Annotated in this window: 12 protein-coding genes; 11 read left to right on the top strand and 1 reads right to left on the bottom strand. The window is 67.2% G+C overall.

Going from position 1 to position 11,828, the window contains the following annotated elements:
- Window positions 1–139 precede the first annotated feature (139 nt).
- The 5 genes from WEA29_09985 to truA all read left to right on the top strand — a co-directional run bounded on the left by WEA29_09985 (window position 140) and on the right by truA (window position 4,332).
- Window positions 140–937: an LLM class F420-dependent oxidoreductase gene (locus WEA29_09985; GenBank protein MEX2324084.1), complete on the top strand. Its 798-nt coding sequence runs from the start codon at window positions 140–142 to the stop codon at window positions 935–937.
- A 75-nt stretch (window positions 938–1,012) separates the two neighbouring features.
- Window positions 1,013–1,582, top strand: coding sequence for an NUDIX hydrolase (locus tag WEA29_09980; GenBank protein MEX2324083.1), 570 nt, complete (start codon window positions 1,013–1,015; stop codon window positions 1,580–1,582).
- Window positions 1,583–1,612: 30 nt separating this feature from the next.
- Window positions 1,613–2,998 (top strand): lysine 2,3-aminomutase, encoded by a 1,386-nt coding sequence (locus WEA29_09975; protein MEX2324082.1) that lies wholly within the window; start codon window positions 1,613–1,615, stop codon window positions 2,996–2,998.
- A 68-nt stretch (window positions 2,999–3,066) separates the two neighbouring features.
- Window positions 3,067–3,555, top strand: coding sequence for a YIP1 family protein (locus WEA29_09970; GenBank protein MEX2324081.1), 489 nt, complete (start codon window positions 3,067–3,069; stop codon window positions 3,553–3,555).
- A gap of 39 nt (window positions 3,556–3,594) precedes the next feature.
- Window positions 3,595–4,332: a tRNA pseudouridine(38-40) synthase TruA gene (gene truA, locus WEA29_09965; protein ID MEX2324080.1), complete on the top strand. Its 738-nt coding sequence runs from the start codon at window positions 3,595–3,597 to the stop codon at window positions 4,330–4,332.
- Between the two features lie 121 nt (window positions 4,333–4,453).
- Here the strand turns inward: truA and ilvA are convergent, their stop codons facing one another.
- Window positions 4,454–5,668: a threonine ammonia-lyase gene (gene ilvA / locus WEA29_09960; protein MEX2324079.1), complete on the bottom strand. Its 1,215-nt coding sequence runs from the start codon at window positions 5,666–5,668 to the stop codon at window positions 4,454–4,456.
- A gap of 123 nt (window positions 5,669–5,791) precedes the next feature.
- On the opposite strand from ilvA, the gene rplM reads away from it, so the two are divergent.
- From rplM to WEA29_09930, 6 genes are all read left to right on the top strand, one after another.
- Complete coding sequence (gene rplM, locus WEA29_09955) at window positions 5,792–6,253, top strand: 50S ribosomal protein L13 (protein MEX2324078.1); 462 nt, start codon at window positions 5,792–5,794, stop codon at window positions 6,251–6,253.
- Complete coding sequence (rpsI, locus tag WEA29_09950; GenBank protein MEX2324077.1) at window positions 6,250–6,642, top strand: 30S ribosomal protein S9; 393 nt, start codon at window positions 6,250–6,252, stop codon at window positions 6,640–6,642. The genes rplM and rpsI overlap by 4 nt, the downstream gene beginning before the upstream one ends.
- Window positions 6,643–6,751: 109 nt before the next feature.
- Window positions 6,752–8,050, top strand: a complete 1,299-nt coding sequence (gene glmM, locus WEA29_09945) for a phosphoglucosamine mutase (GenBank protein MEX2324076.1) — start codon at window positions 6,752–6,754, stop codon at window positions 8,048–8,050.
- A gap of 367 nt (window positions 8,051–8,417) precedes the next feature.
- Window positions 8,418–10,244 (top strand): glutamine--fructose-6-phosphate transaminase (isomerizing), encoded by a 1,827-nt coding sequence (gene glmS / locus WEA29_09940; protein ID MEX2324075.1) that lies wholly within the window; start codon window positions 8,418–8,420, stop codon window positions 10,242–10,244.
- A 158-nt stretch (window positions 10,245–10,402) separates the two neighbouring features.
- Entirely contained in the window at window positions 10,403–10,774 is a 372-nt protein-coding gene (locus WEA29_09935; GenBank protein MEX2324074.1) for a holo-ACP synthase, read from the top strand.
- 148 nt (window positions 10,775–10,922) lie between these two features.
- Window positions 10,923–11,777, top strand: coding sequence for a DUF368 domain-containing protein (locus WEA29_09930; GenBank protein ID MEX2324073.1), 855 nt, complete (start codon window positions 10,923–10,925; stop codon window positions 11,775–11,777).
- Window positions 11,778–11,828 lie beyond the last annotated feature (51 nt).

Here is an 11,828-nt window from a genome sequence, read left to right as displayed (position 1 = left end):
CCTCCCCTCCGGTCGCTGCGCTCCCTGCGGGACTCCCCCCTTCGGGGGGAGAGAGTGTTGACTGCCGTCCCCTATCCGCGCGCCATCCAAGTACCAGGTACCAAGTACGGTCAGTTCTGAACGCTTCTAGGCTCGGCGCATGGCTGAGTATCCCTACCAGGTCCGTCTCGCGGTGCAGATCCTGCCGCAGCACGGGACCTTCGACGCGATGCGCCAGGCGGCCATCGAAGCCGAGGAACGTGGCGCCGACATCGTGTTCACCTGGGATCACTTCTTCCCGCCCCAGGGTGACCCGGATGGACTCCACTACGAGTGCTGGACGACCCTCGCTGCACTCGCCGAGGCCACTGAGCGGGTCGAGATCGGACCGCTGGTCGCCTGTAACTCGTATCGAAATCCGAACCTGCTCGCCGACATGGCTCGCACGATCGACCACATCTCCGGTGGTCGGGTGATCTTCGGTATCGGCTCCGGCTGGTTCCAGAAGGACTACGACGAGTACGGGTATGAGTTCGGGACGGCACCGGGCCGTCTCCGAGCCCTGGCCCGGGATCTGCCGATCATGCGGGAGCGGCTGGCGGTCCTCAACCCGCCGCCTCTGAGGAAGATGCCGATCATGGTCGGTGGAGGCGGGGAGAAGGTCACGCTCCGCATCACCGCCGAGCACGCCGACATCTGGCATGGCTTCGGTGACGCCGCCGTGATGCGTCACAAGAAATCGGTCCTCGATGGGTGGTGCCGGAAACTCGGACGCGATCCCGCCGACATCGAACGCTCCACGGGCATCCCGCTCGTCAACCGGGACGACGCCACCTACGCCGAGGCGCTCCTCGCCGAGGGGATCACCCTCTTTTCACTCAGCATCAACGGCCCGGACTACGACCTCTCGTTCCTCGATCGGTTCGTGGCCTGGAGGGACGAGAAGAACAGCCAATAGCTCATGGCTCATGGCCAGACTTCCTGGTAACTGGTAACTGGTAGCTGGTGCCTGGCCTTGCCACAATGACGCCCCGTGCCTCCCTCACGCTCTGAGCTGATCCGGCTCCTCACCGACTATCGCTCGCCTGAGCAGGACGAGCAGGAGTACCGGCTCCGCATGCTCGACCTGGCCGCGGTAGCCCACGAGCCGTTCTCGCGATACGAGTACACGCCGGGGCATTTCACCGCCAGCGGTTTCGTGGTGCATCCCGAAGGTGACCGCATGCTGCTGATCCATCACGAGCGGCTCGGCATCTGGGTGCAGCCGGGTGGTCATGTTGAGCCCAACGACCCGACCGTCCTCCACGCCGCGCTGCGTGAGATCGCCGAGGAGACCGGAATCGTCGACGTGGTCCCGGTGTCGCCGGGGCTGGCCGACATCGACATCCACGTCTTCCCGGAGAACGCCGATCAGCCCCGGCACCTTCACTTCGACCTCCGGTTCGCTTTCGTCGCCCCGGACGAGCGGGTTTCGGCACTCGATGGGGTGCTCGATGCCCGGTGGGTCGGTCTCGATGGACTCGACGATCTCGGCGTGGGCCGGTCGATCACCAGGCCGCTGACCAAGCTCCTCGGAATGGGCAACTCCGGCCCGGCCGTTTAGGGTCTTCGTAGGCCCATCGAGAGGAGACGCATGAGTGATGCGGAACGCTTCAAGGCATTGAATGCGTCCAGGATCGACCAAATACCGCAGTGGCAGGCCCTCGACCCCGCCGTGCGCAGAGCGGTTCGGGTGGTTGCGACGGTGCTTCCCTTCCGGACCAATCAGTACGTGATCGACGAACTCATCGATTGGGATCGAGTACCTGAGGATCCCATCTTCCAACTCACCTTCCCGCAGCGGGGCATGCTCAGCCACGAGGATTTCGCCACGATGGCCGCGCTGGTGGACGGCGGTGCCGAGCGACCCGAGCTCGAGGCGGAGGCGAACCGCATCCGTGCCACGCTCAACCCGCACCCGGCCGGTCAGATGACCGACAACGTCCCGGAGTTCGACTCGGAGCCGATCGACGGCGTCCAGCACAAGTACCGCGAGACCATGCTCTTCTTCCCGAACCGCGGCCAAACCTGCCACGCCTACTGCACCTTCTGCTTCCGGTGGGCTCAGTTTGTCGGCGACAAGGCCAACCGGTTCGGCACCGACGACGCCGACACGGTGTCGTCCTACGTCGCCGCCGACCCGGACATCAGCGACGTCCTGTTCACCGGTGGTGACCCCCTGATCATGAAGACCCGGGTGTTCCGCAGGTACGTCGAGCCCCTTCTCGAGATCGAGCATCTGTCGACCATCAGGATCGGTACGAAGGCGGTCGGCTACTGGCCCCAGCGCTTTGTCACCGACGACGACGCCGATGACCTGTTGCGCCTGTTCGACGAGGTCATCGCCACCGGCAAACACCTGTCGGTCATGGGTCACTACACCCACCCGGTCGAGCTCCAGACCGAGGTGTCGCAAACGGCGACCCGCCGGATCCTCGCCACCGGGGCAAACATCCGCATGCAGAGTCCCGTCCTGCGACACATCAATGACGATGCCGATACCTGGGCCGATCTGTGGCGCACGGGCGTACGCCTCGGCTGCGTGCCCTATTACATGTTCGTGGTGCGCGACACGGGTGCCCGGCAGTACTTCGAGATCCCGCTGGCCGAGACCCATGAGATCTTCAGCGATGCCTACCGGCAGGTATCCGGGCTGGCGCGCACCGTGCGTGGGCCGTCGATGTCGGCACACCCGGGCAAAGTCAGGGTTGTGGGCACGACGACGTCGGGGGACGACAAGTGGTTCGTTCTCGAGTACCTCCAGGCCCGGGATCCGTCCTGGGTGGGCCGTCCCTTCTTCGCCAAATTCGACCCGACGGCGGTGTGGTTCGACGATCTACGCCCCGCCCGGCCAGAGGATCGGCCGTTCTTCGAGGAACCGAAGATCCGTCGGAGGGTGTCCGACAGCCGCCGTGTGGCGAAGGTCGACATCGCCCCGCGACCCAAGGAGCGCGACGCCAAGGCGCCTAGCCGGAAGTGACCCCGCAGGGCATCCGCGTCGCTCGCGGCAAGGGTGGGCGATGACGTTCAGCGGGTAACGTCTCGGCCGTGATCCGACACGCCATCGACGCTGCGCTGCTCCGCAGAAACCCGTATCTGCGCATGGTGGTGGCTCGGGACGGCGTCGCCGACGGTGCCATCGTCGTGGTGATCGTCGCGCTGATCCTGGTGATCCCGACCTTCCTAGACGGCCTGGACGTACTCGCCGTGCTGCGCATCGTGCTGCGGGGCCTCGTCGTGTGGATCGTGCTCTCCGGCTTGGTCTACCTCATCGGTCGAAAAGCACTCGACGGCGATGGGACCTTCCCCGGGACGATGGCAGCCGTGGCGATCGGGATGCCGGTGATACTGGCCTCGCTCATCCTCAGACCCTTTGTCGGCGCACTCGCTTCCGAACTGATCGTGTCGATCTGGCTGATGGCCACGCTTTGGATGGCGGCCCGGGTGTCGTTGGAGTTGGACCACTCCCGTGCCCTGGTAGCCGCGGTGGGAGGATGGGCAGCATTCGTCGCAGTAGCCGCGATGTTCAGGCTGTGAGCCAGCCAAGGCTGCGAATTGCGAATAGCGAATAGCGAATTGCGAACCATCTACCGCCTCGACATCGCCTACGACGGCACCGGGTTTCGGGGGTATGCCCGCAACCGGGGTGTTCGGACCGTTCAGGCCGTGCTCGAAGAGGCCCTCGGGACCGTGCTCGGTTCGGTGCCCAAGACGAGTGTCGCCGGACGCACCGACGCCGGGGTGCACGCCCGCCACAACGTCGTCTCGTTCCCCTGGTCGGAAGCGATCGCCGACCTCCCGCTCTTCCACCGATCGATATCGTCGATGGTGGCCCCCGAGGTCACGGTCGATCGCGTCCGTCGCGTGGCCGACGACTTCGACGCTCGCTTCTCGGCGACGGGACGGTCGTACCGGTACTTCGTAGACGAGCGCCCGACGGCAGATCCGTTGCAGCGCCATCGCGTGTGGCATGTCGGCGCGTCGCTGAACGTCGAAGCGATGAACACCGCGGCGGATGCGTTCGTCGGGGTGCACGACTTCTCCACGCTGTGTCGGGCGGCCGTGAATCGCTCAGTGGTGCGTAGCGTCCTCGAGACCCGGTGGCGACGCGACCGCGGCTACCTCGTCTACGCCGTCCGGGCCTCGTCGTTCTGCCACCAGATGGTTCGCTCCATGGTGGCGCTCTGCGTCGACGCCGGAAGGGGCACGATCGACCCCGGTTCGATCGCAGAGCGCTTGAGGGCCCGCGACCGCCACGCCGCCCGAGGCGCCGCACCTGCCCGTGGCCTGACGCTGTGGAAAGTGGAGTATTGAGCGCCCTGCGGCCGCAGCTAGCAGCTACCGGCTAACAGCTACCAGCCAGACGAAGACCTCGATCCTGCGGCTTCTGTGCCGGTAGCCGATAGCCGGTAGCTTCGTTGACGGCCGACGGCCGTCAACGAATCACTGATATCCCCATCTCCTCGAGCGCCGCGAAAATGGCCTCGAGCTCGGTGGCGGAACGGGTCTCGACTTCGAAGCGGATCTCCGTGTATCCGAAGGGCAGGCCGATGCCCTGACGCTGGTGGTGGACGGACACGACGTTGGCGCCGGCGTCGGCGATGGTCCGGGTGACCCGCGCCAGTTGGCCGGGCACGTCGGGCACTCGGATGGCGAAGGTGCCGAAGCGGCCGGCGGCGCCGAGTCCGTGGCGGAGCACCTGGTCGAGCAGCAGCAGGTCGACGTTGCCTCCGGAAAGGATGAGGACCGTCGCCCCTGGCTTGGGCTCCACCTTCCCGGCGAGCATGGCGGCCAGCGGTGCGGCACCCGAGGCCTCCACGAGGAGCTTGGCCCGCTCGAGGAGCAAGGCGACGGCTTCGGTCATCTGGCCGTCGTCGACGGTGACCAGGTCGTCGACGAACGCTTCGATGTGTTCGAAACACAGGGCCGACGCCCGGGCGACGGCGATCCCGTCGGCGAGTGTGTATCGGGGTTCGACGTCGGTGGGTGCGCCCGACTGTCGGCTGGCGACATACGGCGCAGTCGCGCTCGCCTCGACCCCGACGATGCGAACCGACGGGTCTACTGCCTTCACGGCGGCGCCAACCCCCGCTATCAAGCCGCCACCGCCGACGGGTACGACGATGGTCCCGATCCCGCTCGCCTGCTCGAGGATCTCGAGACCCAGCGTCCCCTGACCGGCGATGATGGCGGCGTCGTCGTACGGGTGAACCAGGTGGGCGCCCGTCTGCTCACTGAACTGGCGAGCCGCGTCCAGGGCTTCACCGATGTTCGATCCCACCAGACGGACCTCGGCTCCGTACCCCCGGGTGGCATCGATCTTGGGGATCATCGCCGTCTCGGGCATGAACACGGTCGAGGCGATGCCCAGTGTTGTGGCCGCCAGCGCCACGCCCTGGGCATGGTTCCCCGCCGATGCGGCCACCACACCCTTGCGGCGCTCCTCGTCGTCGAGCAGCGACAGGGCGTTCATGGCACCGCGGATTTTGAACGAGCCGGACCGCTGCTGGTTCTCCGCCTTCATCAGGATGTCGCACCCGGCGAGCGCACTGAAGGTCGACGACGGGAACAGCGGCGTGGTCATCACCACGCTCTTGCCGCGCTCGGCGGCGGCGCGTACTTCCTCGAGCGTGACCAGGCGATCGGACATAGGTCGCGACGCTACACGCCGATTGGCAGTCTCGTACGGGCGTGCGTACCATATGGCGCCGCTCCCGCCCCATCGCGGGCGATCCTGCGTGCCCTACGGCCCCGTCGGAGGAACGACGCCTCAATGAAGTTGCAGAAGACCTTTACGCCGCGACCCGGTGACATCGACCGGGCCTGGTGGCTCGTCGATGCCACCGACCTGCCGCTCGGCCGCCTCGCATCCGAGGTCGCCCAGCTGCTGCGAGGCAAGCACAAGCCCACCTTCGCACCCCACGTGGACATGGGCGACTACGTGGTCGTGATCAACGCCGCTGCGGTGGCCGTCACCGGTGCCAAGGCCGACCAGAAGACGTACTACCGCCACTCGGGGTATCCCGGGGGACTCACCGAGACGAGCTTCACGGACATGCTCGCCAAGTACCCCGATCGGGTCGTCGAAAAGGCCGTGAAGGGCATGCTGCCCAAGAATCGGCTGGGCCGGGCCATGGGTCGCAAGCTCAAGGTCTACGCCGGCGCCGACCACCCGCATACCGGGCAGGTTCCCCAGCCACGCACTCTTGAGATCCGAAAGGTCGAAGCCACATGACCCTGCCCGTTGCCCAGACCGTCGGCCGTCGCAAGACCTCCGTGGTTCGCGTCGCCCTGTTCGAAGGCTCAGGTCAGATGCTGCTCAACGGCAAGGCGCTCGAGACCTACTTCCCGAGCATGGCGCAGCGGGTGCGTGTGCTCGAACCGCTCAAAATCGCGGGCGCCGACGGCCGGTACGACGTGCGTGCCATCCTCGAAGGCGGCGGTGTCACCGGGCAGATCGATGCGATGCGCCTCGCTCTCGCCCGGGCCATCATCGAGTTGGACCCCGACCAGCGGATCACCCTCAAGCGGGCCGGGATGCTGACCCGCGACGACCGGATCGTCGAGCGCAAGAAGTACGGCCTCCGCAAGGCGCGCCGCGCCCCGCAGTACACCAAGCGGTGAGCCGCCCTTCGGGCGCCCCTTCCCTTTCTCCCCCCGTAGGGGGGAGTACCGCCGAAGGCGGGGAGGGGGGAGGGCGATCACTACGCAGACCGCTTCATCGGGGAACCCGATGAAGCTCTTCGGTACCGACGGCGTTCGTGGCAAGGCCGGGGTCGACCTCACCGCCGAGCTGGCGACCGGACTCGCCCGGGCCGTGGCCGTCGACCTCACCGGTCCGGCCGTGATCGGTCGTGACACCCGCCGATCCGGGCCCATGCTCTCGGCCGCGGTCGGCGCCGGGTTCGCCGCCGCCGGAGTGGACAGCATCGATCTCGGCATCGTCCCGGTGGGAGCGGTGAGCGTCCTCACCCCGGCGCTCGCCGGCGGATGTGGCGTCATGGTGAGCGCCAGCCACAACCCTGCCGATGACAACGGGATCAAGTTCTTCACGGCCGACGGGTCCAAGTTGGATCCCGACGCCGAGGCGATCGTCGAGGACCGCTATCGGGCCGCGCCAGCGGAGACTTCTCCGGAGGTGGGCCACCAGACGGCGCTCCCCGACGCTGAGGACCGCTATCTGAACTACCTGCGATCGGTCGCGGCCGGGACGCTCAAGGGGCTGTCCGTGGTCCTCGACTGCGCCAACGGTGCGGCCTTCTCGGTCGCGCCACGCTTCTTCGCTGCGCTCGGCGCCGAAGTCGAAGCGATCAACGTCGAATCCGACGGTGCCCGGATCAACGATGGCTGTGGCGCGGTCCACCCTGAGGGCCTTGCTGCCGCGGCCGCAGGTCGGGTCGGCCTGGCCTTCGACGGTGACGCCGACCGCTGCATCATCGTCGACGAGGACGGCGCCACCTGCAACGGTGACGTGATCCTCGCCGTGCTCGCCAAGCACCTCTTGGAGCGCGGGGATCTCCCCGGCAGCAAGGTCGTGACCACCGTGATGGCCAACCTGGGGCTTCGTCTCGCCTTGCGCGACCTTGGCATCGAGATCGTCGAGACGCCCGTGGGGGACCGTCATGTCACCGAAGCGTTACGAGTCCACGGAGCCGCCATCGGTACGGAACAGAGCGGCCATGTGGTCTTTTCCGGTCAGGCGACCGGAGACGGCCTGGTGACCGGCCTGCGGGTGCTCGAGGCGATGAGAGACACCGGCAGCCCCCTCCGCGAGCTCCGCCGGGTGATGACGGAATACCCACAGGTGCTGATCAACGTGCCGGTGAAACAGCGCGGCGCCCTGGCCGATGCCCCCGCCGTGTGGGAGGCAGTCGCTGGCGCCGAGTCCGCACTCGGTGACGCCGGCCGGATCCTGGTCCGCGAGAGCGGCACCGAACCGCTGGTGCGGGTGATGGTCGAGGCGCGCGCACAGGCAGACGCCGACCGGGTGGCGCGGACCGTTGCGGAGGTGGTGGAGGACCGGCTCGGCTGAGCCGGTCGGCTCTTGGCTCTTCGCTGTTGGCGATTATCCAGAACCGCTTTTCGCCGGCTGCGAATCGCCTACCGCGATTTGCTATCCCCGTATCACCGGCGCTCCGGTAAGGTCTCTTCGACAACCTACGGACCCGGGGAATGCTGTTCCCCATAGCGCCTGCCCTCTCCTTTTAGGAGAGGTGACGAGGAAGAGGGCTCGAGGGGAGAACCCCCAATCGAGTAGTCGGCGGATGCCCTCTCGGCGACTCACGGTCGTGACGGTTCGGGTAAAAGCCCGGGAGCGATCCCGGAGGTAGAGCCCGGACCGATGTGAGGCGAAGCACCGCTTCGCGCGCTTCCCGGATCCCCGAACTGAGGAGACGCGCATGTGCGGAATCATGGGCTACGTCGGCCCGCGTCAGGCGGCGCCGATCGTCATCGATGGCCTCAAGCGGCTCGAGTACCGAGGCTACGACTCGGCCGGCGTGGCGGTCCACGATGGCACCGCACTGTCGGTGACCAAGGCCGAAGGCAAGCTGGCCCGGCTGATGGCCCTCCTCGAGGAGGAGCCGCTGGAGGGCTTTGCGGCCATCGGTCACACCCGTTGGGCGACCCACGGGGCCCCGAACGACCGCAACGCCCACCCCCACACCGACCCCGGTGGGGAGGTGGTGGTGGTTCACAACGGGATCATCGAGAACTTCGTCGCCCTCAAGGAGGAGCTCGCCGCCGACGGAGCCACCTTCTCGTCCGATACCGACACCGAAGTACTCGCCCACATCGTGGCCCGGGAGTACGACGGTGATCTCCTCGAGGCCGTGCGCCGTGCCGTAGCGCGCGCCGAGGGTGCCTATGCCCTGGTGGCCATGGCGCGGGCGGAGCCGGGGCGCATGGTGGCGGTGCGGGTGATCAGCCCGCTGGTGATCGGCATCGGCGACGGCGAGATGTTCCTCGCCTCGGACGTACCGGCCATCCTCCAGCACACCCGCGACATCGTGGTGGTCGACAACGGCGAGATCGTCGACATCACCCCCGACGGCTACAGCATCCAGACCCTCGACGGGACACCTGTGCAGCGGGACCGCCTGGAGATCACCTGGAACGCCGAGCAGGCGGAACGCGGCGGCTATCCGCACTTCATGCTCAAGGAGATATTCGAGCAGCCCCAGGCGGTGACCGACACACTCAGCGGTCGGCTTCAGGAGGACGGGTCGGTGGCCCTCGAGGACGTGTCCTATCCCGATGGACTCGTGGCGCAGCTCGATCGAATCTGGATCACCGCCTGCGGCACGGCTCTCCACGCCGGCTTCGTCGGTAAGGAGGTGTTCGAGCGATTGGTCCGCATCCCGACCGAGACGGCGTTCGCCCACGAGCTGCGGTACGCCGATCCCCTGATCCGGCCCGGCTCGTTGACCGTCGCCATCAGCCAGTCCGGCGAGACCGCCGACACCCTGGCGGCGGCGACGCTCGCCAAGCAGCGGGGATCAAGGCTTCTGGCATTGACCAACGTGGTCGGCTCCACTCTGAGCCGGGAAGCCGACGACGTCGTCTACACCCGGGCCGGGCCCGAGATCGCCGTGGCCTCCACCAAGGCGTACATGACGATGCTCGTCGGCCTGTATCTGATGGCCCTCGACTTCGGTCGACAGCGCGGGGTGATCGATCCCACGGTGTACGACGAGATCGTGGCTGGGCTGCGGTCCGCCCCCGGGCGGATCGCCGAGGCCCTGAAGGGCGAGGACAAGGTGGTCGAGGCGGCGCGGCTGTTCCACGGCCACGAGCACGCCTACTTCATCGGTCGGGGCCTCGACCATGCCGTCGCCATGGAGGGCTCGCTCAAGATGAAGGAGATCTCCTACCTCCACTCGGAGGCGATGCCCGCCGGGGAGTTGAAGCACGGCACCCTGGCCCTGGTCACCGATGGCACGCCCGTGGTGGTGGTGATCACTCAGGGTGCCGTCTACGACAAGACCGTGTCGGCCATCCAGGAGGTCAAGGCGCGCGGCGCCCATGTCATCGCCGTAGCCTTCGACGACGATGCGCAGGTCGGAAAGCACGCCGACACCGTGCTGCGGATCCCGCGGGTACCTGACGTGCTCGCCCCGCTGGTATCGATCATCCCGCTCCAACTGCTCGCCTATCACGTGGCGTCGGCGCGGGGCCACGACATCGACCAACCCCGCAACCTGGCCAAGAGCGTGACCGTCGAATGAAGCAGACGCTACGCACTAAGCGCGGTCCCGCCCCCCGAAGGGCGGGGAGGGGGGAGGGCGATCGCTACGTGGGCCTCGCCACGCGTCTGGCCTCCCCCTCCGTCATCGGCCTTCGGCTGCTGCCACCTCCCCCTACGGGGGAGGAGAGGGGGCTGGCCATGCGCATAGTGGGCCTCGGTGTCGATCTTGCTGAGATCGAGCGCGTCGGGAGACTGCTCGACAAGTACCCGCGGTTCGCGCAGCGGTGTTTCACCGAGCACGAGCAAGAGTACGCCGCGGGGTATGCCAGGCCGGAGCGACGGTTCGCAGCACGGTTCGCCGGCAAGGAAGCGGTGATGAAGTCGATGGGCACCGGCTGGCGACGGGTCCGCTGGCGCGATGTCGAGATCACCGGCGGCGGGAAGCCGACCGTGCGGATCTCCGGCACCGCCCAACGCCGAGCCGAGATGCTCGGCATCACCGGCTTCGAAATCACGATCACGCATACGGACAGAGATGCGTTGGTGTTCGTGGTGGCTGTTGGGGACTGAGGCGCGATTCGCGATTCGCGATTCGCGATTCGCAGAACCTCAGACGACAGTTCTCATCATCGTGATGCTGTCTTCCTCTGGCGAATAGCGAATCGCGAATCGCGGTGCCTGGCGCCTCGCGCCAGGCACCCCCGATTAGCCTCTCTTGATGCCCTATCTCGCCAACGTCCTGCGCGGCTTTCTCATGGGGTCCGCCGATGTGGTTCCCGGTGTCTCGGGGGGTACCGTCGCTCTCGTTCTCGGCATCTACGAGCGATTGATCGCTTCGGTGCAGTCGGGCGCCGCCACGCTGGGGTATGCGGTCCGCGGTCGCCTCTCCGACGCACGCCGTCGGTTTGGCGGCGTGGAGTGGGGGCTCATCCTGCCGCTGCTGGCCGGAATCCTCATCGCCGTCGTCTCCCTGGCGTCACTCATCGAGCGCCTCCTCCACGACGCGCCACAGGCCACCGCCGCCGCCTTCTTCGGCCTCGTGGCGGGGTCGATCCTCGTTGCCTGGCCACTCGTAAAGCGATGGACAGGCCCGCGGATACTCGCGGCGACGGCCACGGCGATCGCCGCCTTCCTGCTGCTCGGGCTGCGGTCCGCGGCTGTCACCGACCCCGGTCCACTCCTCTTCTTCGGGGCGGGCGCCATCGCCATCGTCGCCATGATCCTGCCCGGCATCTCCGGGTCGTTCATCCTGCTCATGCTCGGCATGTACCAGGCGGTGCTCGGTGCGGTCAACGACCGTGAGGCGGCGCTGCTCGGAGTGTTCGTCATCGGTGCCGTGCTCGGGCTTTCGTCGTTCTCGACCCTGCTCAACCGACTGCTGCGGGATCATCACGATCTCGTGGTGGCGTGCCTGATCGGGTTGATGGCCGGGTCGCTGCGAGTCCTGTGGCCGTGGCCCGACGGGACCGAGTCGGCGGCGCTCGCTGCGCCCAGCGATCCTCTCATCCCGGCCGTCGCAGCCGTGGCCGGATTCCTCGCGGTGATCGTCGTGGGACGCTTCAGCCGCGGTTAGGGGGTGCGCGAATAGGCTCGCCCCGGGATCAGGTTTCGGCTTGTGGCAAGC

This window comes from Acidimicrobiia bacterium (assembly GCA_040902765.1).
GTDB lineage: Bacteria > Actinomycetota > Acidimicrobiia > Spongiisociales > UBA11373 > DATKBG01.
The sequence above is the reverse complement of the archived record's forward strand: the minus strand, read 5'-3'. Positions and strand labels throughout refer to the sequence as shown.

Bases quoted from the DNA above. Each gene is read 5' to 3' on its own strand.
- WEA29_09985 (MEX2324084.1), top strand. From the start codon at position 140: ATGGCTGAGTATCCCTACCAGGTCCGTCTCGCGGTGCAGATCCTGCCG.
- WEA29_09975 (MEX2324082.1), top strand. From the start codon at position 1,613: ATGAGTGATGCGGAACGCTTCAAGGCATTGAATGCGTCCAGGATCGAC.
- ilvA (MEX2324079.1), bottom strand. From the start codon at position 5,668: ATGTCCGATCGCCTGGTCACGCTCGAGGAAGTACGCGCCGCCGCCGAG.
- rplM (MEX2324078.1), top strand. From the start codon at position 5,792: ATGAAGTTGCAGAAGACCTTTACGCCGCGACCCGGTGACATCGACCGG.
- rpsI (MEX2324077.1), top strand. From the start codon at position 6,250: ATGACCCTGCCCGTTGCCCAGACCGTCGGCCGTCGCAAGACCTCCGTG.
- glmM (MEX2324076.1), top strand. From the start codon at position 6,752: ATGAAGCTCTTCGGTACCGACGGCGTTCGTGGCAAGGCCGGGGTCGAC.
- glmS (MEX2324075.1), top strand. From the start codon at position 8,418: ATGTGCGGAATCATGGGCTACGTCGGCCCGCGTCAGGCGGCGCCGATC.
- WEA29_09935 (MEX2324074.1), top strand. From the start codon at position 10,403: ATGCGCATAGTGGGCCTCGGTGTCGATCTTGCTGAGATCGAGCGCGTC.
- WEA29_09930 (MEX2324073.1), top strand. From the start codon at position 10,923: ATGCCCTATCTCGCCAACGTCCTGCGCGGCTTTCTCATGGGGTCCGCC.